26 protein-coding genes and 1 other RNA gene are annotated in these 25,134 nt (G+C 39.7%); 17 read left to right on the top strand and 10 right to left on the bottom strand.

The features are described 5' to 3' along the window. The first annotated feature begins 8 nt into the window (after window positions 1-8). Genes mlaD through murA form a run of 5 tightly spaced genes read left to right on the top strand, consistent with a single transcriptional unit; the run spans window position 9 to window position 3,065 of the window. The gene (mlaD, locus tag QL998_RS04045; protein WP_002957950.1) at window positions 9-557 is read left to right on the top strand and encodes an outer membrane lipid asymmetry maintenance protein MlaD; all 549 of its coding nucleotides are present in this window, start codon (window positions 9-11) and stop codon (window positions 555-557) included. 5 nt (window positions 558-562) lie between these two features. Further along, window positions 563-1,243: an ABC transporter substrate-binding protein gene (locus QL998_RS04040; protein WP_024595794.1), complete on the top strand. Its 681-nt coding sequence runs from the start codon at window positions 563-565 to the stop codon at window positions 1,241-1,243. Then, window positions 1,236-1,529, top strand: coding sequence for an STAS domain-containing protein (locus QL998_RS04035; RefSeq protein ID WP_002957952.1), 294 nt, complete (start codon window positions 1,236-1,238; stop codon window positions 1,527-1,529). The genes QL998_RS04040 and QL998_RS04035 overlap by 8 nt, the downstream gene beginning before the upstream one ends. 5 nt (window positions 1,530-1,534) lie before the next feature. Beyond that, window positions 1,535-1,792 (top strand): BolA family protein, encoded by a 258-nt coding sequence (locus QL998_RS04030; protein WP_002957953.1) that lies wholly within the window; start codon window positions 1,535-1,537, stop codon window positions 1,790-1,792. Between the two features lie 13 nt (window positions 1,793-1,805). Continuing rightward, on the top strand, window positions 1,806-3,065 hold the full coding sequence (murA, locus tag QL998_RS04025; RefSeq protein ID WP_290192189.1) for a UDP-N-acetylglucosamine 1-carboxyvinyltransferase: 1,260 nt from the start codon (window positions 1,806-1,808) through the stop codon (window positions 3,063-3,065). 86 nt (window positions 3,066-3,151) lie between these two features. Here murA and QL998_RS04020 read toward each other — a convergent pair whose 3' ends face one another. From QL998_RS04020 to QL998_RS04010, 3 genes are all read right to left on the bottom strand, one after another. Beyond that, window positions 3,152-4,234 (bottom strand): trypsin-like peptidase domain-containing protein, encoded by a 1,083-nt coding sequence (locus QL998_RS04020; RefSeq protein WP_024595792.1) that lies wholly within the window; start codon window positions 4,232-4,234, stop codon window positions 3,152-3,154. A 102-nt stretch (window positions 4,235-4,336) separates the two neighbouring features. Further along, window positions 4,337-5,689 carry a Do family serine endopeptidase gene (locus QL998_RS04015; RefSeq protein ID WP_290192188.1) on the bottom strand — a complete coding sequence of 451 codons (1,353 nt, stop codon included), beginning with the start codon at window positions 5,687-5,689 and terminating at the stop codon, window positions 4,337-4,339. 129 nt (window positions 5,690-5,818) lie between these two features. Next, window positions 5,819-6,262 (bottom strand): YhcB family protein, encoded by a 444-nt coding sequence (locus QL998_RS04010; protein ID WP_182194653.1) that lies wholly within the window; start codon window positions 6,260-6,262, stop codon window positions 5,819-5,821. 134 nt (window positions 6,263-6,396) lie between these two features. On the opposite strand from QL998_RS04010, the gene zapE reads away from it, so the two are divergent. The 8 genes from zapE to QL998_RS03970 all read left to right on the top strand — a co-directional run bounded on the left by zapE (window position 6,397) and on the right by QL998_RS03970 (window position 12,924). Then, window positions 6,397-7,485, top strand: coding sequence for a cell division protein ZapE (gene zapE, locus QL998_RS04005; RefSeq protein WP_002957958.1), 1,089 nt, complete (start codon window positions 6,397-6,399; stop codon window positions 7,483-7,485). Between the two features lie 282 nt (window positions 7,486-7,767). Further along, the gene (rplM, locus tag QL998_RS04000; RefSeq protein WP_002957960.1) at window positions 7,768-8,196 is read left to right on the top strand and encodes a 50S ribosomal protein L13; all 429 of its coding nucleotides are present in this window, start codon (window positions 7,768-7,770) and stop codon (window positions 8,194-8,196) included. An 8-nt stretch (window positions 8,197-8,204) separates the two neighbouring features. Continuing rightward, the gene (gene rpsI / locus QL998_RS03995) at window positions 8,205-8,597 is read left to right on the top strand and encodes a 30S ribosomal protein S9 (protein ID WP_024595789.1); all 393 of its coding nucleotides are present in this window, start codon (window positions 8,205-8,207) and stop codon (window positions 8,595-8,597) included. 581 nt (window positions 8,598-9,178) lie between these two features. Beyond that, complete coding sequence (gene petA, locus QL998_RS03990; protein ID WP_002957962.1) at window positions 9,179-9,769, top strand: ubiquinol-cytochrome c reductase iron-sulfur subunit; 591 nt, start codon at window positions 9,179-9,181, stop codon at window positions 9,767-9,769. Further along, window positions 9,769-11,034 carry a cytochrome b N-terminal domain-containing protein gene (locus tag QL998_RS03985; RefSeq protein ID WP_002957963.1) on the top strand — a complete coding sequence of 422 codons (1,266 nt, stop codon included), beginning with the start codon at window positions 9,769-9,771 and terminating at the stop codon, window positions 11,032-11,034. Before petA ends, QL998_RS03985 begins: the two co-directional genes overlap by 1 nt. Further along, window positions 11,031-11,780 (top strand): cytochrome c1, encoded by a 750-nt coding sequence (locus QL998_RS03980; protein ID WP_002957964.1) that lies wholly within the window; start codon window positions 11,031-11,033, stop codon window positions 11,778-11,780. Before QL998_RS03985 ends, QL998_RS03980 begins: the two co-directional genes overlap by 4 nt. Before the next feature lie 80 nt (window positions 11,781-11,860). After that, on the top strand, window positions 11,861-12,487 hold the full coding sequence (gene sspA, locus QL998_RS03975; protein WP_002957965.1) for a stringent starvation protein SspA: 627 nt from the start codon (window positions 11,861-11,863) through the stop codon (window positions 12,485-12,487). After that, window positions 12,487-12,924, top strand: coding sequence for a ClpXP protease specificity-enhancing factor (locus QL998_RS03970; protein WP_290192187.1), 438 nt, complete (start codon window positions 12,487-12,489; stop codon window positions 12,922-12,924). Before sspA ends, QL998_RS03970 begins: the two co-directional genes overlap by 1 nt. Before the next feature lie 57 nt (window positions 12,925-12,981). Here QL998_RS03970 and dolP read toward each other — a convergent pair whose 3' ends face one another. From dolP to QL998_RS03950, 4 genes are read right to left on the bottom strand one after another with little or no spacing between them, the layout of a single operon-like run. After that, window positions 12,982-13,548 (bottom strand): division/outer membrane stress-associated lipid-binding lipoprotein, encoded by a 567-nt coding sequence (dolP, locus tag QL998_RS03965; RefSeq protein WP_024606345.1) that lies wholly within the window; start codon window positions 13,546-13,548, stop codon window positions 12,982-12,984. Continuing rightward, window positions 13,541-14,134, bottom strand: coding sequence for an SIS domain-containing protein (locus QL998_RS03960; RefSeq protein ID WP_002957968.1), 594 nt, complete (start codon window positions 14,132-14,134; stop codon window positions 13,541-13,543). The genes dolP and QL998_RS03960 overlap by 8 nt, the downstream gene beginning before the upstream one ends. Window positions 14,135-14,166: 32 nt before the next feature. After that, the gene (locus QL998_RS03955; protein ID WP_002957970.1) at window positions 14,167-14,538 is read right to left on the bottom strand and encodes a YraN family protein; all 372 of its coding nucleotides are present in this window, start codon (window positions 14,536-14,538) and stop codon (window positions 14,167-14,169) included. A 24-nt stretch (window positions 14,539-14,562) separates the two neighbouring features. Beyond that, window positions 14,563-16,440, bottom strand: a complete 1,878-nt coding sequence (locus tag QL998_RS03950; RefSeq protein WP_290192186.1) for a penicillin-binding protein activator — start codon at window positions 16,438-16,440, stop codon at window positions 14,563-14,565. Window positions 16,441-16,501: 61 nt separating this feature from the next. Between QL998_RS03950 and rsmI the strand changes: the two genes are divergently transcribed. Continuing rightward, window positions 16,502-17,359: a 16S rRNA (cytidine(1402)-2'-O)-methyltransferase gene (gene rsmI / locus QL998_RS03945; RefSeq protein WP_024595588.1), complete on the top strand. Its 858-nt coding sequence runs from the start codon at window positions 16,502-16,504 to the stop codon at window positions 17,357-17,359. Window positions 17,360-17,400: 41 nt separating this feature from the next. Then, window positions 17,401-17,778, top strand: an RNA gene (gene rnpB, locus QL998_RS03940) — RNase P RNA component class A. 74 nt (window positions 17,779-17,852) lie between these two features. On the opposite strand, the gene QL998_RS03935 is transcribed toward rnpB, so the two are convergent. Continuing rightward, on the bottom strand, window positions 17,853-18,932 hold the full coding sequence (locus QL998_RS03935; RefSeq protein WP_290192185.1) for a mechanosensitive ion channel family protein: 1,080 nt from the start codon (window positions 18,930-18,932) through the stop codon (window positions 17,853-17,855). A 117-nt stretch (window positions 18,933-19,049) separates the two neighbouring features. Here QL998_RS03935 and QL998_RS03930 point away from each other — a divergent pair, with 117 nt between their 5' ends. Beyond that, entirely contained in the window at window positions 19,050-20,003 is a 954-nt protein-coding gene (locus QL998_RS03930) for a YihY/virulence factor BrkB family protein (protein ID WP_282115168.1), read from the top strand. 3 nt (window positions 20,004-20,006) lie between these two features. Here QL998_RS03930 and QL998_RS03925 read toward each other — a convergent pair whose 3' ends face one another. Continuing rightward, on the bottom strand, window positions 20,007-20,894 hold the full coding sequence (locus QL998_RS03925) for a LysR family transcriptional regulator (RefSeq protein ID WP_290192184.1): 888 nt from the start codon (window positions 20,892-20,894) through the stop codon (window positions 20,007-20,009). An 89-nt stretch (window positions 20,895-20,983) separates the two neighbouring features. Further along, on the bottom strand, window positions 20,984-24,088 hold the full coding sequence (locus QL998_RS03920; protein ID WP_290192183.1) for an EAL domain-containing protein: 3,105 nt from the start codon (window positions 24,086-24,088) through the stop codon (window positions 20,984-20,986). A gap of 201 nt (window positions 24,089-24,289) precedes the next feature. Here QL998_RS03920 and QL998_RS03915 point away from each other — a divergent pair, with 201 nt between their 5' ends. Continuing rightward, complete coding sequence (locus QL998_RS03915) at window positions 24,290-25,132, top strand: pirin family protein (protein ID WP_290192182.1); 843 nt, start codon at window positions 24,290-24,292, stop codon at window positions 25,130-25,132. The last annotated feature ends 2 nt before the right edge of the window (window positions 25,133-25,134 follow it).

Below are 25,134 nucleotides of genomic sequence, written 5' to 3'. Positions count from 1 at the left end.
TATAGATAATGAATTCACGGAAATTAGAAATTTTAGTTGGTTTTTTTGTAGCACTTGGCATTTTAGCTTTTGCGATGCTTGCACTTAAAGTTGCCAATTCAGGTATTAGTGGCTCTGGCGAAACATATACGCTTAATGCCAAGTTTGAAAACATCGGCTCGTTAAAAGCGCGTGCGCCGGTAAAAGTAGGTGGTGTTGTAATTGGTCGTGTTGAATCAATTTATGTTCACCCACAAGAATTTTTACCAGTCGTTAATATGACCATTGACGCACAGTACTTATGTCGTTTTTCAGACACAAGCTCAATCTCTATTTTAACGTCGGGTATTTTAGGTGAGCAGTACTTAGGTATTCACCCTGTAATTTCTCCAGATTCTGCTAAGCAACGTTGTTTAGGCGAAACAGTGACAGAAAACAAGCAAGATGAAGCAATTGACGATTTATTTGGTGTGGAAAGTAAAGCACTAGGTGATGGCGATTCAATCACTGATACTAAGTCTGCCATTGTACTTGAAGAATTAATCGGGCAGTTTTTATTCAACCAAGGTAGTGAGTAATTATTATGTTGAAAAAGTTTTTAGCTATTGTAGCAATTGGCACAATGACGCTAACTCAAAGCGTAAGTGCAGCAGATGTGAAATTAGTCGATCCTAATAAAATGGTACGCCAAGTTGCCGATAATACATTTGCGCGCATTAAAAAAGATCAGCCATTAATTGTTAAAGATCAAGAATACCTTCGCGTAATAGTCGAAGAAGAATTAATGCCTTATATCGACTATAAATATGCAGCACTTCGTGTACTTGGCAGTGAAGTATCTAAAGTTCGTGCAATTACCGACGAGGCTGAAAAGGCCAAAGCAATTAAAGAAATTCAACGCTTTATTGGTGTATTTAGAGAGTACTTAGTTGCTACTTATGCAGGTGTATTTACTCAATACACAAACCAGAAAGTTGAGTTTGGTGCAGAGCAAGCGTTTAAAGGTAAAGACGTCGTTGTTATTAAGACTAAAATTATTGAAGACGGTAAACCTGATATCAGAATCGATTTTAAAGTACGCGAAGACCGCGACGGTGAATGGCGCGCGTACGATATGATTGCCGAAGGTATTAGTTTACTGGATGCAAAGCAAAGCGAGCTGCAAGGTATTTTGCGTCAGCAAGGTATTGATAATGTAAGTAACCTTTTAGAGCAAAAGAGTCAGCTACCAGTTCAGTTTAGAGGCAGTAACTCGAATGACTAAATTGGCAATAAGCCAAGTTGATGGACAACATTTTGGAGTAAGCGGTGAGCTTACTCGAAATTCAATTGGCGATGAACAGCTTCTGAACAATAAGTTATTAACTAAGCATAAAATCATCTATTTCGACCTAAGTGGAGTATCAAGGGTTGACACAGCAGGCTTAGCTTGGTTAATTCACTCTTTTGCAGAATTAAAGCAGCAAGGCATTCGCCTTGAATTGCAAAACCTACCTGAGCAATTGCAAAATTTAATGCAATTGGGTCAGGTTACAACCCTATTTGAGTGAGAGTTATGGAAACTAGCCAAGTCGAAACATTATTACGCGAAGAACTTCAATTAGCTGAAGTACATGTAAAAGCCAATGGTAGTCATTATGAAGTTGTTGCAGTAGGCGAATGCTTTGACGGTTTAAGCCGAGTTAAAAAGCAGCAGCTAGTTTATGGTCCATTAATGAATACAATTTCAGATGGGACAATTCACGCAGTATCTATTCGTGCATTTACTCCTGTAGAGTGGAAGCGTGAACAAAAATTCATTTTACCGCAATAACTAGGGCCTCCTAATGGATCAATTTGTAATTCAAGGTGGCACTTCACTTGCTGGTGAAGTGACTATTTCGGGCGCTAAAAATGCCGCACTGCCTATTTTATTTGCTTCACTATTAGCTGATGGCAAAAGTATATTTACTAATGTACCGCGTCTTCGCGACATAGTGACCACTGAAGCCTTATTAAAAACTTTAGGTGCAGATGTTAATTGGCAGGGCGATACCCTAGTAATTGACGGTGCAACGGTTAATAAAACATTAGCGCCTTACGACTTAGTAAAGCAAATGCGTGCCTCTGTGCTTGCATTAGGACCTCTAGTTGCACGTTTTGGTGAAGCTCAAGTGTCTTTACCTGGTGGGTGCGCCATTGGCGCTCGCCCAGTTGATATTCATATTCAAGGTTTGGAGCGCATGGGCGCACAAATAAACGTTGAAAATGGTTATATTAATGCCAAGGTAAATGGTCGCTTAAAAGGCGCTGAAATTTTTATGGAAATGGTAAGTGTAGGCGCTACCGAAAACCTATTAATGGCAGCGGCCCTCGCTGATGGTAAAACCATACTTGATAATGCGGCACGCGAGCCTGAAATAATTGATTTAGCTAACTGCCTAATTGCTATGGGCGCTAAAATCACAGGTGCAGGTACTAGCCGCATTGAAGTTGAAGGCGTTGAGCATTTAGCTGGCTGTGAACACAGTATTTTACCTGACCGAATTGAAACTGGGACGTTTTTAGTCGCTGCAGCAATGGCAGGCGGTGAAGTACTTTGTAAAAACACTGACTTTCATTCTCTTGAGCCTGTGATTGAAAAGTTACGCGCAACAAATGCACATCTAGAAGTGCATAACGACAGTATTTATCTTGATATGCGCGGCCGAGAACTTAAAGCCGTGAATATTAAAACAGCCCCACACCCAGGTTTTCCTACGGATATGCAAGCTCAGTTTACAGCATTAAATGTAGTAGCAAATGGTAGTGCAACGATCACAGAAACGATTTTTGAAAACCGTTTTATGCATGTACCAGAGTTGCAGCGTATGGGCGCTAATATTCGTTTAGAAGGGCATACCGCAATTTGTGGTGAGACTGAAAGCTTAACGGGCGCGCAAGTGATGGCAACCGATTTACGCGCTTCAGCTAGTTTAATTTTAACGGGTATAGTGGCACAGGGTGAAACGGTTGTTGACCGTATTTATCACGTTGATAGAGGCTATCAGCGCATTGAAGATAAGCTAAGTGCGTTGGGTGCAAACATTAAACGTAGAAGTAGCTAAGTAGATAACTAGTTAAGCTATTTTAAAAAGGTCGGATACGCAAATTGCTATCCGACTTTTTTATTGACGATTGGTATTACTATTTATTAAAGCTTTGTTTCAAGTTCAGCTACCACCACCATGATTTTTTCTATTTTCCCATCTCTGTATAGCTCAAATTCTATTTCTTTACCGGGCTCCGTATTACCTATTTTTTCAAGCACTTTTTGTGGGTTTGCTACCGAAAGCCCTGCAATTTTAATGACGATATCTTGCTCTTCAATACCCGCTTGCCATGCTGGCCCCAAAGGGTCTAAATTAGTAATGCGCATGCCGGTAACCGGCGTTAGGCTGTCGTTTACTTCCTTGCCGGTACTATCTACTGCTGTGCCTTCAAAGCCTAAATAGCCGCGTACAACGCGACCGTGACGAATGAGTTTACCCATCACTTTTTTAGCAAGTGAGTAAGGAACCGCAAAAAATATTCCTTGAATATTCAAGTTCTCACGCGTTTTAAATTGTGCAGAAGTAATGCCGACTAAATCACCATTGGAGTTAACTAATGCGCCGCCGGAGTTGCCCACGTTAATAGCTGCATCCATTTGCAATAAGTTATTGTAAGGGCTATCTGTAATTTTTTGCTTACCCGTTGCACTAATAATGCCTTGAGTGATTGTTTGCCCTAAGTTAAGCGGGTTGCCTATAGCAAGTACAACATCGCCTACATTTGATACATAGCTATCGTTTACGGGAATCACCGGGAGGTGATCTGCATTGATTTTAAGTAAGGCTAAATCAGTAATGGTATCAAAACCAATTAGTTGCACATCAAAAAAGCGTCGGCCATCGGTTAAGATAACCATAATTTGGTCTGCATTATTCACAACATGGTAGTTAGTAAGAATATAACCGTCTTGCGACATAATGACGCCAGAGCCTAGCTCTTGTACCGTGTTTTTTCTTTTATAACGAGGTTCTTTGGAAATGCTTTCTGAAAAAATAGTAACTACAGAAGGAGCTGCTCGTTTAACTGCATCAGAAAAACTCAGGTGACTCGCACTCATCGCGCTTGGAAGGGGAACATTAGGGAGTAAGGCGGCTCGCATATTAGGGCTGAAAAAAACCACTAAAAAAGCAATACTTAGACCTGCAAATAAAGGGGGGAGAATAAATTTTATTAATTTCAGCACAGTTTTCTTATTATGTAAGTGAGCAATCTCTTTATGATGACATAAAAAAAATAACAGCGGCAAGTGCCACTGTTATTTTTATTACATTAATAGTGCTATTTATTACTGAATTAAAATAAATATAGACTCACGACCACGTTGTACGCCAAGTACGATATTACCTTTAGTGTTTTCGATAATCTTATTCATATCACGAATAGTCTCTACTCGTTGGCGATTCACTTGCATAATAATATCACCTTCTTCAAGGCCAACACGGGCAGAAGGTGAGCGAGGGTCTACAGACGTAACCTCAACACCTTTATTACTATTTTTTTGCACGTTTTCAAGTGTCGCGCCTTGGAACGCAGGATGCAGCTCTTCGCCAGTCGCTGTAACACCTGATGCACCATCAAGAGTTACTTTTACCGTTTTAATTTTACCATCGCGGTAAATACCAAGTTTTATTTCGCGGCCTTCACCTAGCGTAGCAATTTTGCTGCGTAGTTCATGGAAACCACTAATATCACCGCCATTAATGCTAACAATTACGTCACCTGCTTTTATACCTGCTTTACTTGCGGCAGTGTCGTCCATTACTTGCATTACATAAGCACCTTGTTTAACGTCAAGTTGCTGCGCCTTAGCAAGGCCTGCATCAAGTGGGCGGCCAGAGATACCCAGCGACCCTCGGCGTACTTCACCGTGTTCAACAATTTGATCAACTAAGTTTTTCATCATGTTTGATGGAATGGCAAAACCAATACCCACGTTACCGCCAGAAGCACCTAAAATAGCAGTGTTAATACCAATCAATTCACCGTTTAAGTTAACTAGTGCACCACCAGAGTTGCCTTGGTTGATAGCAGCATCGGTTTGAATGAAATCTTCGTAGCCCTCAATATGTAAACCACTACGGCCAAGAGCGCTAACAATACCAGATGTAACTGTGTGGCTAAGTCCAAATGGGTTACCAATAGCGACGGCAAAGTCGCCCACTCGTAAACTATCTGAATTTGCGAGTTTTATTTCAGTTAAGTCATCAGCGTCTATTTGTAAAAGAGCGATGTCTGATTCTGTATCAGTACCAATTTTAGTTGCTTCAAATTCACGGCCATCTTCGAGGGTTACTACCATTTTTTCGGCATCTTGGATTACGTGATTATTAGTGACTACATAACCCTCATCAGCATCAATAATTACCCCAGAGCCTAACCCACTAAATTGACGCTTTTGACTGCGAGGCTGTTGCTGTCCAAAAAAGTATTCAAGCGGATCTGCACGGCGGCGTACTTCTTTTGAGCCTGAAACTTGGATACTTACAACACCTGGAGATATTTTCTCTAGCATGGGGGCAAGAGTTGGTAGTTGTTGACCATTTACTGCAATTGGCATTTTTGCATAAGATGCTACAGGGCTCATTAATAAGCTTGTAGATAGAATAGCTGCGCTGATAAGTGATAATTTCATTTTCATAGTCAGGGGTAACTCCACTTAAGATAAAGCAAAACTAAAAGGGCTACTTTACAGCAGCCCTTTTCGGTTTATTAAGATAAAACAACAAAGCTGTTATATCTAAAGACTATGGGGTCAAAAAAAAGTTCATCAAGATGCTTTAGAATGTTCTGAAACTTTATTTTGACCAGCAAATAAACCTGATTCACCTGATACATAATCAGCTGGTTGTGCTGCCGCTGTAGAACGATCGCATTGACGCTCTTTTAATGAAGCCTGCAGTTGTTCTGTAGTTTCTTTTGAAAAGAATGGTTCAGCTGGTGCTTTATTTCTATCTTCTAGAAGAAGCTGGTTTGTTTCTTCAACGTGACTAAGCAGTTGATCATAGTTTTCTTTCATTTTATTTACGAGCTTACCAGTATTCGCTAAATGATCAGCGACATCTTGGCGATACTGCTCAAGCGCACTTTGTGCTTGTTCCGCTTGCTCTTTTAGTTCATCTTGTTTGAACTGTTTTTTAGTTACAAATGCACCAATAAAAAATGCTACAACAGCAACAATAACAATCAAACCTACCCACATAACTGTGCCCATAAAAACTACCCCTTTGGGAAAATAACTAACGAATGCCGATTCAATTATAAATCATACTAAGTGTAATATACCCCGAGTTATGATGCGTGTTAATATGCTTTGCAAATTAAACTGTGTTTTAACTGTAAATAGATATGACTCCTTGGCAAACATACCAACAAGACTTAAAGCGAGATGACTTTGTACACGACGCAGCACAAGAAAATGCTGTGCGCCATTTACAACGTCTATACGATGACCTAACTCAGACAAAGCCAAAACAAAAAGGCTTTTTTGCTAAGCTATTTAGTAAAGAAGAACCTGCGCCTGTAAAAGGTTTGTACTTTTGGGGGGGAGTAGGGCGTGGTAAAACTTATTTAGTTGACACTTTTTACGAATCATTACCGGGCACACGTAAAATGCGTGTGCACTTTCATCGATTTATGCACCGAGTGCATAACGAGCTTAAAAAGCTAAATAATACGGCTAATCCATTAGAAAAAATTGCTGACACTTTTAAAGCAGAAACAGACATTATTTGCTTTGATGAGTTTTTTGTACAAGACATTACTGATGCCATGCTATTAGGTGGCTTAATGGAAGCCCTATTTGCACGGGGCATAGTACTTGTAGCAACCTCTAATATAGTGCCTGATGAACTTTACAGAAATGGCTTACAGCGAGCGCGTTTTATGCCAGCAATTGAGCTTGTTAAAAAAAATACCGAGATAGTTAATGTAGATTCAGGTATTGATTACCGATTACGTACTTTAGAGCAAGCTGAAATTTTTCATAGTCCGTTAGATGAAGATGCGGATAAGAACCTATTTGAGTACTTCGATAAGTTATCGCCAGAGCCAGGGCAATTAGATGAGCCGATAGAGATAGAAGGGCGAAAAATCAAAACGCGTAAAGTAGCTAAATGCGTTGTGATGTTTGAGTTTAGTGAATTGTGCGAAACAGCACGTAGCCAGGTCGATTACATGGAGATTAGCCGCTTATACAATACGGTGATTATTTCTAACGTAAAACAGCTAGGGCAAACTAATGATGATGCTGCTAGACGCTTTATTGCTTTAGTGGATGAATTTTATGAGCGCCATGTAACTTTAATTATATCGGCTGAAAAACCTATTACCGAACTTTATACCCAAGGTAATTTAAACTTTGAATTTAAGCGTTGTATTAGTCGTTTACAAGAAATGCAATCCTTAGAATATTTAGCTAGAGAGCATTTAGTTTAAATAAGTAAGTAAATGTGTAATAGGGCAACTATAAAAAAGAGGTACATATATAGTACTTCTTATTTCTGAAATTTCTTGTGGAAAAAACAACCGGCGAGTAGCAATGTGTTTTAAGTGCTGGTATACTCCCGCGTCTGCCACGTTGCGTTCTATGTCCTCATATAGTCTAGCCACTTGTGAGCGGCGCAAAAGTCTAAAACTCGAAGGGGTTATAGCAAACTTAGAGCAGTAGTTAATATTAACTACTTGTGGTTTTAATTGAAAAACATTGGATTTTTATAAATGAAAACGTTTGTTGCTAAACCAGAAACAGTAAAACGTGACTGGTACGTAGTTGACGCTGAAGGTAAAACTTTAGGTCGCATCGCTACTGAAATCGCTCACCGCCTACGCGGTAAGCATAAAGCTGAATACACTCCTCACGTAGATACTGGTGATTACATCATCGTTATCAACGCTGAAAAAGTTACTGTAACTGGTAACAAATTCAAAGATAAAGTGTACTACGCTCACTCTGGTTTTCCAGGTGGCCTTAAGTCTACTACTTTTGATAAACTTCAAGCTGCAAAGCCTGAAATGATCATCGAGAAAGCTGTAAAAGGCATGTTGCCACGTGGTCCTTTAGGCCGCGCTATGTACCGTAAACTTAAAGTTTACGCAGGTACTGAGCATAACCATGCTGCACAACAGCCTCAGGTTCTAGACATTTAAGGAGCACCATCATGGCAAATCAATACTACGGTACAGGTCGTCGTAAAAGTTCAAGTGCTCGCGTATTCTTACGCCCAGGCACTGGTAACATCGTAATCAACAAACGCTCTCTAGAAGAGTATTTTGGTCGCGAAACAGCACGCATGGTTGTTCATCAAGCTCTTGAGCTAGTTGATATGACTGAAAAATTTGACCTTTACATCACCGTTTCTGGTGGTGGTACAACTGGTCAAGCTGGTGCTATCCGTCACGGTATCACTCGTGCACTTATGGAGTTTGACGAGTCACTACGTCCACAACTTCGTAAAGCAGGTTTTGTTACACGTGATGCACGTAAAGTTGAACGTAAGAAAGTGGGTCTTAAGAAAGCGCGTAAGCGTCCACAGTTCTCAAAACGTTAATCTATACGTTATCAAGAATTCAAAAACCCAGCTTATGCTGGGTTTTTTGTTTTCAAATCAAAAAGTTTACATTTGCTACTTAATTTAAATTTGTTTATAGCGGTCGCCATACTTGGTATTGCTGTAATTAATGATGATCAAATTTATTAATAACTGCGTATTAATCGAACGAAAGTTAAAAAACACTCAGATAGCTGCTAAAAAGTTAAATAATTATCGTAATTAGTTTAAATCCATCAGTTAATTGGTGGAATTTTTTGCTACAATTGGCGTGGAAGTAAAATGAGTGAGTTTAACGACACTATGTACAGTTTTTACTGTTTCCTCTTAGTGGTGTTGATCTCGGTCAGTATATTGTTTTTACAGAAGCGTTATTATAGTCGTTCGGCTTTATTCTCGAGCTAGCTTAATCAAATTTTTGATCAAGTTAGGTTTATTCGAGCATGGGGCTTTGAATAACCTTGTTTTAATCAAGGGTTTTAATTATGATCGCTTCTATTTTAAAAATTTCGAATAATTAACCTGCTGTAACTGATGTTCTCAATATAGCAAGTGTTGAGAATCATAGTGGAGATAAGTGGATGAGCAATGCGCCTGTAGACAATGGCCGACGTCGCTTTTTAACCATAGCTACCTCTGTTGTAGGTGGTGTTGGTGCGGCTGGGGCTGCTGTTCCTTTTATTGCGTCTTGGAATCCAAGTGAGCGAGCTAAATCTGCGGGTGCGCCTGTAGAAGTAGATATCAGCAAACTTGAGCCTGGACAATTAATACGTGTCGAGTGGCGTGGTAAACCTGTATGGGTTGTATCACGTACCCCAAAAATGCTTGAGCAGATGAAAGAACATGAAGGTCAACTTCGTGATCCGCAATCGCAAGAGCCACAACAATTAGAATCATCAACAAATGATTACCGTTCATTACGTCCAGAAATATTTTTGGCTGTAGGTATTTGTACGCATTTAGGATGTTCACCAGGCTTTTTACAAGGTAATTTTGGTGAGAAAGTAGAAGGGACTGATGACGGTTTCTACTGCCCGTGCCACGGTTCTAAATTTGATATGGCTGGTCGAGTATTTCAATCGGTACCTGCACCATTAAACTTAGAAATACCACCTTATACTTTTCTAGATGACACCACTATTTTAGTGGGCGAAGAAAGAGGGGTAGCCTAATGTTTGGTAAGATTATTGGTTGGATAGACGACCGAATCCCAATGACACGTGTTTGGAACATGCACATTGCACAGTATCCAGCACCTAAAAACTTTAACTTCTGGTACTTTTTTGGCTCACTAGCCATGTTAGTACTAGTAAACCAAATCCTAACAGGTATTTGGTTGACGATGAACTTTGTTCCGTCTGCTGAAGGTGCTTTTGCCTCGGTAGAGTACATCATGCGTGATGTAGAATATGGCTGGTTACTACGTTACTTGCACTCAACAGGTGCATCAGCGTTTTTCATCGTTGTATATATGCATATGTTCCGTGGCATGATCTACGGTTCTTACCAAAAACCGCGTGAATTACTGTGGTTATTTGGTATGTTCATTTTCTTAGCGCTAATGGCTGAAGCATTCATGGGATACTTATTACCATGGGGCCAAATGTCGTTCTGGGGCGCACAAGTAATCATTTCATTATTCGGTGCTATTCCGGTTATTGGTGATGACTTAACACTTTGGATCCGTGGTGACTACGTAATATCAGGTGCAACGCTTAATCGCTTCTTTGCATTACATGTAATTGCACTACCACTGGTTATTGTAATCTTAGTTTTCTTACACATTGTTGCTCTACACGAAGTGGGTTCAAATAACCCTGAAGGTATTGAGATTAAACGTAAGAAAGGCTCAGTAGCTGAAGAAGATAAGCCTAAATTTAAATTCCATGAGTATTACACTAACAAAAAAGACATTGTTGATGCGATACCGTTCCACCCTTACTACACAGTTAAAGATATTGTGGGTGTGGTTGGTTTCTTAATACTGTTTTGTTGGGTTGTGTTCTTTATGCCGGCGATGAATGGCTTCTTTTTAGAAGGTCCAAACTTCGAGGCAGCTAACCCACTTAAGACACCTGAGCATATTTTCCCGGTTTGGTACTTTACGCCATTCTATGCAATCTTACGTGCAATCCCTGATAAGCTAATCGGTGTTGCGGCGATGGGTGCATCGATTGTAGTACTTGCATTACTACCTTGGATTGACCGTGGTAGAGTTAAATCGGTTCGTTACCGTTGTGGTTTCCATAAATGGAACATTGCAGGCTTTGTTGTAACTTTCGTTCTTCTTGGTTGGGTTGGTGCAACTCCACAAACTGATATGAAAACGATTATTTCTCAAATCTGTACTGTGACTTACTTTATGTTCTTCGTACTGTTGTTTGTATACAGTAAGAACGAAAAAACTAAGCCATTGCCAGAGAGGTTAACGAAATGATGAAGAAGCTTATTATTGGTTTATTTGCTTTATCAGTAAACTTGTTGCCTAACATGGTTATGGCAGCAGGTCCGTCGGTTCCTTTAATGGAAGCGAATAACGACCTTACTGATCAACCATCTTTACAACGCGGTGCAAAGTTGTTCATGAACTACTGTCTTGGTTGTCACCAAATGCAGTATCAACGTTATGAGCGTACTTTTCGTGATATCGGTATCCCAACAGAAGTTGGTTTAGAGCAGTTAATTTTTGACGGCTCTAAAGTCGGTAGCCATATCACAAACGCAATTACAAAAGATGATGCAGCAAAATGGTTTGGTGCGGCTCCGCCGGATTTAACTCTTATTGCACGTGTAAAATCACCAGATTATATTTACACGTACCTAAAATCGTTTTATAAAGATGAATCTCGCCCGTTTGGAGTTAACAATATTGTTTTTCCATCGGTAGGTATGCCTCATGTTCTTCAAGAACTACAAGGTTTACCAACGCCTATCACTAAAGAAGTAGAAGAACATGGCCACACTGTGACCAAAGTTATTGCTACTGAAACTGATGGTACGGGTGAATTAAGCGTAGATGAATACGACCAAGCGGCTCGTGATTTAACAAACTTCCTTGAGTACGTGGGTGAACCTTCACGTCTTGAATCGGAAGCGCTAGGTATTAAGGTAATAGGATTCTTAATAATTCTATTTATCTTGGCATTTATGCTTAAGAAAGAATACTGGAGAGATGTTCATTAAGTTGAACATTTTTAAAGGTAATTTTGCAATAGGGGCTTAAGCCCCTTTTGCTGTTTTAGTTATTTAATGGAGGTATAGGCATGGCCGTAGCTGCCAATAAGCGCCCTGTAATGACCCTTTTTTCTGGTGCTAACTGTATGTATAGCCACCAAGTACGTATTGTACTTGCGGAAAAAGGTGTAAGTGTAGATATTCATTTGGCTGAAAAAGATAACTTGCCAGAAGCACTTCACGAAATTAACCCTTACGGCACAGTGCCAACACTGATTGACCGTGAGCTTGGTTTATACCAGGCAAACATCATCATGGAATACCTTGATGAGCGTTTTCCTCATCCTCCACTAATGCCTGTTTACCCGGTAATGCGTGGTCGTAGCCGCTTAATGATGCATCGTATTGATACTGATTGGTACAGCCTAGCTGACAAAATCAGTAACAACACGTCAGATGCTGCTCAAGCTCGTAAAGAGCTAACAGAAGCATTACTTGCTGTAGCACCTATTTTTAGCGAAGCACCTTACTTTATGAGTGAAGAGTTTAGCTTAGTAGATTGTTATTTAGCTCCACTATTATGGCGTTTACCAGAGTTTGGTATTGAGCTGAATGGTGCAGGTTCTAAAGAGCTTAAAGAGTATATGATCCGTTTATTTGAACGTGAGTCATTCCAAGCCTCTTTAACTGAAGCTGAGCGTGAGATCCGTTTATAATGACGCCTAATCGTCCTTATTTATTACGTGCTTTTTTTGATTGGATAGTCGATAACGAGTGTACACCGCATTTAGTGGTAGACGCTGGATTTGCAAATGTACAAGTGCCAACACAATTTGTTCAAGACGGACAAATTGTTTTAAACATAAGTCCATCAGCGGTCACACAGTTTTCGTTAGACTTAACCCAACTTAGCTTCAGTGCGCGCTTTGGTGGTCAGCCAATGCAAGTGTATGTACCTCTAGGTGCTGTGCTTGCAATATACGCGCGTGAAAATGGCGAAGGAACAGTCTTTACTACAGATGAGTTTTTAGAGGACGAAGACGATTTTGTGCCTGAGCTTGAAAGTGTTGATTCATCAGCTGAATTTATTGATGAAACACCACCAGAAAAGCCACAGAAGAAAAAAGGCTCTCATTTACGCGTTATTAAATAATAAGTAAATGCAAAAAAAACCGCTTAATAAGCGGTTTTTTTATGTCTGTGTTTAACTTTACATATATTCAAACACTTTAATTACACGCTCTACGCCTGATACATTACGGGCTATATTAACCGCCTGGGTAGATTCAGAGTCAGACACTAAACCCATTAAAAATACTTCAGCGTTTTCTGTAACCACTTTAATATTATTACTGCTAATGTCTTTTGCGGTGAGTAGCTGGCCTTTTACTTTAGAAGTAAGCCAAGAGTCGTGAGTTTGTGTAGTAATGCCAATATTTGAACCAATACGAATTTGGTTATGTATCTTACGAATACCTGAAACGCCCTCAATGGTACGCTGTGCTTCGTTTCTCATTTCTTCATTAGATACTTGGCCTACAAGTAAAACAATACCGTTAACGCTTACAGCGCTTATATTGGCAAACTTTTCAAGGCGTTCTACTTCGCTAAGTGCAATACTCGCTTTTATTTCAATATTGTTATCGTCAATTTGAGAGCCAATGGTACGGCGATCGTTCGCTGCAGTTACTGCACTGGCTGTACCTGCAACAACAGCAGCTGCGCAGCCTTGTAGTAATACAACAGTACCTAAAACAATAAGAGAGCGTTTAAACATAATTTTCATCCTGAGGGAAAAGCGTTAAATCAACAAGTTCGCTTAAACAATGTAAGTTAACTAAATGGGATTCGATAATGCGGCTAGGGCGTTTAGATGGGGATCTAATTTCAACATCGTTAGGGCCAAGTAGGCCAACCAACTCGCCACCATCATCACCAACCATAACTATGACCTTCATATCTTTAGTTAGTGCAGCTTCAACGGCAGAAATAACATGTTTTTCGTTACCGTTAATAGCCAGTACAAGCAATAAATCACCTTGCTGGGCAAAAGCGCGGACTTGACGAGCAAATGTATCGTGATCGTCTACCTGAGTACTTTGTCCAAGGTTAACGTTTTCTTGCGATAGAGCAATTGCCGGCAAACAAGGACGCTCGGTTTCATAGTGATTAACCAATACACCCGCCATGTGCTGGGCGAGCATGTGGCAATTAGCAGTACCGCAGCAAATGAGTTTATTTCCGTTGATCAGACTTTGTGCAATAGTAAATGCAGCTGACTCAAGCGCACTAGGTAGCACTTCACCAGCAGCGATTTGAACTTGAATGCTTTCTGTAAAAATTTCTTTAATTGTGTCTTGCATAGCCTACCAATAATTTATCTTTGTATTTGCGTTTAAAATACATTTTTAAGCCAATTAATATTAGGAGATGCTTCTCCTGTAATGGCTACATAATCAATTCTTAGTGCTTGGTTAGTTAAATTTTTAGCTGCTAAGTAATGATAAATACTACGTTTTAATCGAGCTTGTTTTTGTGGGCTAAGTGCATAGTTGGCACCGCCACGGGCATTATTTTTGCGAAACTTGACCTCAATGAATACAAGGGTGTCGCCTTCTTTCATAATGACATCAAGCTCGCCAAAGGGGCAGTAATAATTACGTTCAATGGGTGTTAAGCCCTGAGTAACTAAGTATTTTTGCGCTTCAAGCTCATAATACTGGCCTTTTTCGCGACTATTGTGCCACAGCTCTTTAAACCACGACATGCCGCCCCCTTAACTTAATAAAGTTTAATTTATAGTTTGTATATCACCCGCTGATTGCATAAACAATGGTACCGGGCGTTGTGTTTCTAATTGCACAGGCTTAATGCGACGGTTTGTATATTGAGCCCAGTCGAGCATACGTTCTATATGGCCGCTGGTATTAACAGATAGCTTACCGCTTAAACCACTATATTGGTTGCCTGGCATTACGCTTAACTGTCTAATGTCATGTAATATTGATACTGCATCGTACGCCATTGCAAATAAGCGTTGGCTAATATCAATTTGCTCAGGCCATAGAGAGTTGTACTGCTGGCGTAAATTATGTTGTTTAATTTGTGAATCAAGCATCCACGGTAATTCAGTGAAGTATAGGCCGTCTAAGTCGCCTTTGTCTGTACTGTCAATTTGCTTACTATGACTTTTAGAGCTTGCATAAAGTGGGATACGATCAGCAAATGTACTGACGTTTACATCAAGGTAAGGTTTAATTAAGCGAGTTTCTATTGCATCACCCAAAATATAAATAACGTCTATATCACTGCGTGAACGCGTTTCGTTTTCTACTTCTTGCCTAAATAATGCTTTAACTGTTTGTATGCGATCTTTTGACTTATCAACTTCTAATAAGCTGGTAATTGTGTTCGGCATATCTTTTTTATCGTTATAAAAACCTATTTGTGGCTTGGTTTCGCTGTAGCGTTGCCACTGTAGGTTAAAATAATCAACTAAACGTTGGCCATTTGCATTATTTGGCGCAAGCAGCATAGGCTTTTGATAGCCCTTAGTTAAAAAGTGTTCCAGAGCTTGTTGTACTTCGTGCTCAGGGTTCAATGCAAAGTAATAATGCTGAAGCGAAATGCGCTCACCATCAAAGGTGTTTAAATGCAGTACCGGAGTATCAATAAGAGTTTGTGCATTGGCTAGTTTATCAATATTTGCTTTAAGTAGAGGACCAATTACAAAATCAGGCTTTATTTCTTCAAGTTGCGCTGCGATTTCCTCAGTGCTTAGGTTTTCATCAATAAAAATAGTGTCGTTGATAGTTCGCGTATCAAGTGCAGCTAACACACCGGCTTTAAGGGCATCACCTAAGCGTTCGTTAGGGCCTGATTGTGGAAACAACACAACTAAACGCTCTATATTGATAGGGGCGAGCTCAGTAAGCATTTCATCCTGTTCAGGTAATACAGAAAAAGCCGGATGCCCAATATAGCGTCTGCGCCAATTATTAATTGCTTGGTCTAGCTCCACGCCGCTACTTGCATATACTAGATAGTATAGACCAAGGTTTACCCAGCCTTGCTGGATAACCGAACCACGGTTAAAACGTTCAAGCGCATATGAAGAGAGCTGTTTTAAGTTATCCCACAAATTTTGATTGAGCTGAGGGATTTCTATATTGTTTTTTGTGGCTGTTTCAGAGGCTCTAAAGAAATAGGGGGCAGCTTTTTTTGGAAAATTTTGCGATGCATAAATACTGGCCGTTAAAAACTGATGCCATGCAAAATGCTCGGGTTGAGTAAGTTGTCCGTCTAGCGATTGCAAAATCACCAAAGCTTGATCATTCTTATTCTGTTGTTTTTGTGCAAATGCAATATAAAGACGGTTTTGGATTTGATCAACACTTGCGGTTAATTCAAGCTCATTACCGATTTTCTCTAACAAAGGCCAGTTTTGCTCACTAATTGCAGCATCGCGGGCGCTATACAATAACTGTATTTTATCGGCACCTTGGCGGTTTTGCGCCAATTGGTAGATAGATTGCGCACTGGTTGCCTGATTTTGCAGTGCATTAGTGCGGTTACTTACGTTATCGCTGTTTTTAGTTGGTTTTTCGGTTGTGCTACACGCCGATAACCCTGACAATATAATTAATAGACTAACTAGTTTAAGTCGCACAATGATTTCCCAATACGTTAACGCGATTTGCTTATATTACTGACTGACGCAGGAGACCTCAATGTTAAATGAGGAGAATTCACAGAAAATTGGCACTCTTTACATTGTTGCCACCCCAATTGGCAATTATGACGACTTAAGTCACCGTGCCATTGCGACATTATCGCAAGTTGACTTAATAGCTGCTGAAGACACTCGCCATACCGGCAAGCTACTTAGCCACTTTGGAATTAAGGCAAAAACGTTTGCATTACACGACCACAACGAAAAGCAAAAAGCACAGCAAATTATTGATCAACTTAATCAAGGTTTAAATATTGCTTTAGTATCTGACGCTGGTACACCGCTAATTAGTGATCCAGGCTACGCTGTGGTAAATCTATGTCGCGAACAAGGCGCTCATGTTACACCTGTTCCAGGTGCATGTGCTGCAATTACAGCCGTATGTTGTTCAGGCTTACCAACTGACCGCTTTCAGTTTATTGGTTTCACGCCAGCTAAAAGCAAAGCTCGCCAAGACTTTTTTACCGAAGCTGTTAACTCAGGCATTACCAGCATAATGTACGAAAGTACGCACCGTATTATGGCAAGCCTTGATGATTTAGCACTAGCCCTTGGAGATGAGCAGCAAGTCGTGTTTGCTAAAGAGCTAACCAAAACCTTTGAAACATTTTTTAATGGTAGTGTAAGTGAGCTTAAACAATTTTTAACTGATGATCCTACCAAGCAGCGCGGCGAAATAGTGCTTATGCTTGCGGGTAAACCAAAGCAAATAGACGATGTTCCGCCAGAAGCGCGCAAAATGCTGGCACTTCTTGAGAGTGAAATGCCAATGAAAAAAGCCTGTGGCGTTGTAGCCGAATACTTTGGTATGAAGAAAAACGCTTTATATAAAACAATTATTGAAGAAAAAGAGTAAATTTTACTGCGCTTAGTATTAGCCTCATGTATACTGCGCGCCGAGTCAGCCAAGATGATCGCTGCCTGTGACGAAAATGATCAGGGGGAGGAAAGTCCGGGCTCCATAGGGCAGAGTGCCAGCTAACGGCTGGGGGGCGTGAGCCCACGACAAGTGCAGCAGAGAGGAGACCGCCAATCTCGATTGGTAAGGGTGAAAGGGTGCGGTAAGAGCGCACCGGGCCGCTAGTAATAGTCGGTTGCAAGGTAAACTCCACTCGGAGCAAGACCAAATAGGGTTCTATCATTTTAAATAATGAACGCGTGGCCCACGTGAGAACCGGGTAGGTTGCTTGAGCCATAGAGCGATTTATGGCCTAGACGAATGATTATCACTTTCTTCGGAAAGGACAAAACCCGGCTTATAGGCTGACTCACTCATTCAATAAAAAGCCCGCAGTTAATACTGCGGGCTTTTTTGTGTCTAAATTTTAGTTAATACAACTTCAGCATCTTTAAATAATATTTTTACCTTGTTCTGGATCGCGAGATTGCTCTGCTTGTTCACGTATTTCGTCGGTATCACTGCTGACATCATCAAGTGTTTTAGTTTGCTCAACAGTTTCACTTTTTTCGCTTTGTACTTGCGATGGTTGTTTTTCCTCTAAACTAGAAGCATTTTCATTAGGGTCGGTGAGTATAATTCTCTCTCGTGCGTCATCAGGCATGCTGATGTTTTGTTTTGTGAACTCATTGACTAATTCGCGCATAAGTTGTGAGGCTACTTTTAATGGGCTGTGTTGCTCGCTATTAACCCAAAAATATAAAACGAAGTTAATAGTAGATGAGCCTAAGTTTTTTATTAAAACTTGCGCAGGCGGGTCGCTAAGTACCGCATTTTGTTGATTGGCAATATCTAGGGCGAGGGTTTGTGCGCTGCGTATATCGTTATCATAGCCAATACCAATTTCTACTTTGCCGCGCATTTTTGGATTGGCAGTCAGGTTTTTAATGGTATTTTTATATACAGTCGCATTAGGTATTTGAATATGATTGCCATCGTAATCAACAAGTGTGGTTGCTCTTGCTGTTACTTTTTTAACAATACCTAATCGGCCATCCACTTCAATTACATCGTCAATTTTAAAAGGTCTTTGTACGCTCAGTAATAAACTAGCAATAAAGTTCTCTGCTATGTCTCTAAAAGCAAAGCCGAGTATTAAACCTATCAACCCAGTCCCACTCATAATAGCAACAGCAAACTGAGTAAGCCCTGCTAAACGTAAAAATAAATATACCCCAAATAAAATTATTAGGGTGCTTATGCTGCGCCTTATAACTAGGTGAACAAGCTTGCTGTCAGTCATATAGTCAATGGGTTTGATTAGTAATCTAGAAAGTGGTCCTGAAATTAAGTAACTGAGTACTAAAAGCATTATGCCGAGTAAAATAGTGGGTAATATTTGCGCTGTTACGTGAAGTAATTGCACGCCTTGCTCATAAAAGAAATTCCACGAAAGTGTATCAACTTTGATCACTTCAGTTATTGGTGTTGTATTATTTAGCGCTACACTGCTTTTTAGGGTACCGAGCATGGCTTATCTTCCGTGTTAGAGTCATTTATAGATAAATATTAGCAAGTTTGGTACCAAACACTTATAACTTGGCAAATATTTTGCTGTAGTAACGTAATACAAATATTGAGGTTTAGAATGAAAGAAGCTAAACGAGGACAGCAAGCAGAGCAGCCTGCACATATCCCTTTTATAGGTTGGTGGGATATTGTTAAACGTATTTTTAAGCAAATGAGTGAAGATAACTTATCTATAGTGGCAGCGGGTGTGGCATTTTATGCGTTACTTGCTATTTTTCCAGCCATTGCGGCGATGGTATCAGTGTATGCGTACTTTTCATCCCCAACAGATATTAGTGAGCACTTAAGTAAAATAGTTACTTTGCTTCCACCAAGCACTAGTGAACTGATTTTATCTCAGGTTTCTAGCCTAGCTAAAACATCAAGTGCAAGCTTGAGCTTAAGTGCAATTGGTACGCTCATACTTACTATTTGGAGTAGCTCAAAGGGCAGCCAAGCACTTATTACTGCATGTAATATTAGTTATCGTGAATATGAAAAGCGCTCATTTTTTCAGGCTCAACTAGTCCGTTTTCTATTTTCGGTAGGAGCGATTGTAGTCGCAATTTTTGCGCTATTAATTATTGGTATCCTACCTATTGTACTTAATTTAGTGGGGCTAAAAGAAAGTATAGATTTATTAATTAAACTCATTTCTTGGCCATTATTGGCTTTTACCTTTAATTTTGCATTGGTGCTTTTATATCGTTATGCCCCACATCGTAAACCTGCTAAATGGCGTTGGATCACGATGGGATCGTCTATTGCTACCGTGCTTTGGATTTTGGCGTCTATAGGTTTTTCATTTTATGTGTCGCGTTTTTCTAGTTACAACGAAACGTATGGCTCACTAGGTGGTGTAGTGATCATGTTGATGTGGCTGTATATCAGCGCTTATATAATCACATTAGGTGCTGTTATTAATGCAGCAACTGAGCAGCAAACAGGTAAAGACAGTACTATAGGCCCAGCTAAAGAGCGCGGGCAGCGAGGCGCCTATGTAGCAGATCACCTCGATGTAAAAAATGAATAGCTATTAGCTAGCTAAGTTAGTGAGAGCCGTAAGCTGCTCTTTAAACTCTTGTGCTGCAGGACCAAGCCTGTCGTTGTCGTTGCACATTAAATATAAATTAAGGGTACGGGTTGTACCTTGGTCTAAATTAAGTGGGATGAGGGTTTGATCTTCAATTAAGTGTGCAATTTGTGTTTTTGGCAGCCAAGCGTAACCTAAATTCTGACTAACCATATCAATAGAGTTACGTAAGTGGCTTACTGTCCAGCGCATATCAGCACCTAGCCAGCCTTCGTTGTGACTGGTGTGGGTTGCTGAATCGCGAACTACTATTTGCCGGTGTAGCTTTAAATCACGAAAGTTGAGTTGTTCAGTATGTTGGTGTAATACATGGTCTTTATGCGCAACCGCTATAAACTCTATATCGCATAACGTACTGCAGCTAATTCCATAGATAGGAATTGACGAAATAGCTAAATCAACCACTGAGTTATGTAATAATTCGTTTGCACCTGTTAGCACGCTTTCTACTAAATCAATTTTTAAAAGAGGGTAAAGCTCACTCGTTTTAGCAAGTGCTTGGTATAAAATAGCGTGTGGAAAAACCTCATCAACAGCTATTTTTAACGTGCTTTCTACGCCTTCGCTTAGCGTACTTGCTACCGATTCTATTTTAGTCGCTTCTTCAATTAAAAACTCGGCTCTGCGTAAAATCAGCTTACCGCTATCGGTTAAAAATGTTTTACGGCCTTTTACTTCAAGCAACTTAATTTGCAAGGCGGCTTCAAGTTTTTGCACAGCATGGTGTACGGTTGACTGACTTTTATGTACAGCTGCGCTTGCGCCTGCAAACCCGCCATGATCCACAACCGCTTTAAACATTCGCCATTGCTCTAATGTTGCTTTTGCCATTTTTAAATCCTGTTACTACTTTATATCTGATTGCTTAACTTGACCGCGCAGACGCATTATTTATTGCGTAACAGTGATTTTTTGTCTATTTATTTTAACAAAGCTACTTTTTTATCAGCTAGAAGTGCCATAAAACTGCTTTTATTTAAAGGTCTTGAAAATAAATAACCTTGACCGTAATCACATCCGGCTTCAAGTAATAGCTGCATTTGTAATTTAGTTTCAATTCCTTCGGCGATTACTTTTAAGCCCAGTTGATGCGCCATAACAATTATTGCTTCACACAGTGCAAGTTCTTGACTGCCTACTTGAATATTATCAACAAAACGTTTATCTATTTTTAAATAATCGGTATCCATTTCTTGTAAGTAAGCGAGTGACGAATATCCTGTACCAAAATCATCAAGGGCAAGCTGCATACCTGATTTTACTATTTCTTTTAAGCGACGTTGCGTTAATGCTTCGGGGTTAATCATTAGGCCTTCAGTTATTTCTGCCACAATTGAGGATGCAGGTAATTTTGCAGCTTTTAGCATATCGTACCATTCATCTATACCACTCTCTGGCGTGGATAACTGCACTGGCGACACGTTTACACTTATTTGAAAAGTATCATCGGTTAGGGTTTTTATATCGTTAAGCGTTTGCAAGGTTTGAGCAAATACAAATTGGCCAATTGCATTTATTTGCCTGGTCTCTTCAGCAAGTGAAATAAATGCGACAGGGCTAATTAGGCCTTTTTCGGGATGTTGCCAACGAATAAGTGCTTCAGCTTTATGAATATGTAAATCATTCAAAGCAACAATGGGCTGATAAAACAATTCAAATTGTTCAAGTTCAATGGCACTTCGTAAGTCTTTTAATAGCACCATGCGCGCGTGTGCATATTCGCGCATGTCAGCAGAGAAAAACTCAAAACAGTTACGACCATTACTTTTTGCTTTATACATAGCCTGATCGGCTGCTTTTAAAAGCTGTTCAGTATTTTCACCATCATTAGGGGCGCATGCTATGCCCATGCTGGCGCTAATAAATAACTCTTCGTTTTCAAGATGCAAAGCCGACGATAGGTTAAGCAAAATATTACTGGCAATTTGATTAATATGACGCGTACTTTTTATACGATTAAACACAATAACAAACTCATCACCACCAATACGTGCCACAAACTCAGCATTTTTTGCCGACTGAACTATGCGTTGCGATACGAGTTTTAATAAGTTATCGCCATAGTGATGGCCTAATGTGTCATTAATATCTTTAAAGTGATCTATATCTAAAAGCATGACAACCAATTGATTGTCGGGAGTAACAATGCTTGAAAATCGTTGATTTAATCGCTCCTTTAACTCTAAACGATTTGGTAAGTCAGTTAGGTGATCATAGTGAGCTTGTCGCCAAATTGTTTCATCGGCTTGTTTTTTCTCAGTAAGGTCTGTAAATATCGCGATTCGACGAATAGGTGCGTTGTTTGTATCATAAACCGTATCGATTGTGAGCCACTCAGAGTAAAGCTGCCCGTTCTTTTTACGGTTAATAACCTCGCCTTGCCAGCGGCCTGTTTGCTGTAATTCAGACCACATTTTATTGTAAAAATTCTTATCATGTTTTCCTGATGAAAGAATTGAAGAGGAGCGCCCAATAACTTCTTCTTTACTATATAAAGTCGTTTTGCAAAACGCAGGGTTTACATCAAATATTATACCCGCTGGATCGGTGATTATCATGCCTTCACTACTGTTGTTATACACTAGCAAGGCAAGGTGGAGTGCTTCTTCATTTATTTTTCGTTGTGTTATATCCCTTAGCACAACAACGTATTCATTTTTACTTTGCATTGCACTAATACGTGCTTCAAAGCTACGTTTAGGATTGGATTTTTCGAGTGTAAATTCTAAATTACTCGAAACATCAAGCTTAGATAACTGCGATAACAAAAGCTGCACATTGTTGTGAGAAAGTATTGATGATAAATGAGGTGCTGCAGTGCTGTTTGGGTTTACTTGAGGCTTAAATTGCCCCGTTATGTTGAGAATATCGCCATGGATGTTAATTCTAACGTAACTGTCGGGTAGAGTATTAAGCAAGCTGGTAAGCTCATCGTGCTTGTTTTTTAAATTAGCCTCGGCTGTTAACCTGGTTTGCGCCATTGATTTAAAGCGCTGATAGAGAGTATTTAGCTCTGGATTATTTGGCTGTATTTTTTGTGACGGCATTTCGCCCTTAGCCAACACGTTTGTTGCATTTGTTAGATTATTAATTGGGTCGATAATGCTGGTTTTAAGCAGCTTACGTGCAATTAAACATAGCACTAGCAGTGATAAAATAAACATACCAATCGCTATAAAAAAATTATTATTTATTTGCTTTAAAGCATGTGTAATAGGAAGTGCAATATGTATATTTAAGCTGTTATTACTCGGATCTTTATAAATAATAGAGTGATGAAGCATTCGATCTTCACCCTTAATAGATTTTATTTTTGTTGATGCTTCATTATCAATCGAAGAATCAGTTGCTAATAAAGTCTTTGCAATATTATCGCCAAGGGCTGCAGTTGTTGGTGGGTAACGCGCTAAAATTTTTCCATTAGAATCAGCGATTGCAGCAATAGAGCCAGGTGGCAGTTCAATATTATTAAAAGCATTGTTCCACCAGTCAAGCGCAACAACGATAACTACAACGCCCTGAATTACATTTTTTTTATTAATGATAGGTAACGCAAAGCTAAGGGTGTTTTTTTGCAAGTTTCTATCGTGCTGAAAATAACCTACTGACAATTGGTTACTTTTTAAGACATTTTGAAAATACGCACGATCTGCAATACTTATTGTTTTGGTTAATCCGCTTGTTGTACACATAACAATGCCATTTGGATCTATAATCCCGATATTGGCAACATGGGCATAAATAGCTCTAAATTGATTAAAATAATTAGGGCATGACGTAGCTAGATCTTCTTTCTTACTTTCCTCTTTAGCCAAATAACGCGCTAAACGGTCAATATCATCGACTAAGTGCTTTTGCTGTAAAATTAATTGCTTAGCAATGTTTTCTACTTTTTTTTCACTTTGCTCAATAGAGTGGTGGCGTTCAAGCAGCAGAGTAAAAATAATTACAGCGGTGCCCGGAATACTTAGCAATATAAGCAAACGATAAAGCTGATGTTTGAGAGAATAAGTAAAAATAACCATTCCTTAGTTGCGTATTTTGCAATAACAATTGTAGCCAAATTCACTCCAAATAACCATAGTAATTATAAGGTTGAAAATGTAACCAATGAATCAATGTCGTTCTATTTTATAGAACCTTAAGCTCGATTTAAAGACATAGTTGTTTTGTTTAATGAATGATTTAATAGTCTCATAAACTTATTCTTTAGAGTGAATTAAAAAATGAAAATATCAAAAATACTTACAGCTTATGCAACTCAAGATGGCGATGGCGTGAGCATTAGCCGTATACCTGGGTTTGATGGTAAATATTTGGATCCATTTTTGATGATTGATGAACTTAAGTCAGATGAAAAAAAAGATTATATGGGAGGCTTTCCTGAGCATCCGCACCGAGGAATTGAAACGTTTACTTATATTCTAAAAGGTGGCTTTGAGCATCGTGACCAAATGGGTAACAAAGAAGCAATTAAAGCAGGTGATGTGCAATGGATGAGCACAGGGCGCGGCGTCATGCACAGTGAAATGCCACTCGCTGATGCTGTTGACGGTTTGCATGGCTTTCAAATTTGGATAAACATGCCAAGCGCAGAAAAAATGCGTGATTCACGTTATCAAGATACGACTAAAAACCCAGCTCCTAGTTTTACAAATACGCAAGGCGTGACGTTAAAAGCACTTGCGGGATCGTGGCAGTTCGAAAGTGAAACGCTTGCAAGCGAGCTGCAAAGTTTAGCTGCTAATGCGGCGCTCGCTGATATTACATTACCTGCTGGTAAAAGCATTTATTTAGAGCCTCTTAGCCAACAAAAAGTAATGCTTTATATTCATAGCGGCTCACTAATAATGAGCGACAATCAAACAATACCAGCGGGTAAGTTACTTATTTTAGAACCAGGCAGTGATATTAATATTAGCTCTGAACAAGGCGCTGGCGTTTTGGTTTTAGCAGGCGATCCACTTAATCAGCCAATTGCTCATATGGGTCCGTTTGTAATGACGACGCAAGCAGAAGTACAGCAAGCAGTGCGTGATTATCAAAACGGTGAGTTTGGCAAAATATAACG

It is taken from the genome of Pseudoalteromonas sp. APC 3691, assembly GCF_030408135.1.
Lineage (GTDB): Bacteria > Pseudomonadota > Gammaproteobacteria > Enterobacterales > Alteromonadaceae > Pseudoalteromonas.
Note: the sequence above shows the minus strand (reverse complement) of the source record. Positions and strands in the feature narration are given on the sequence as shown.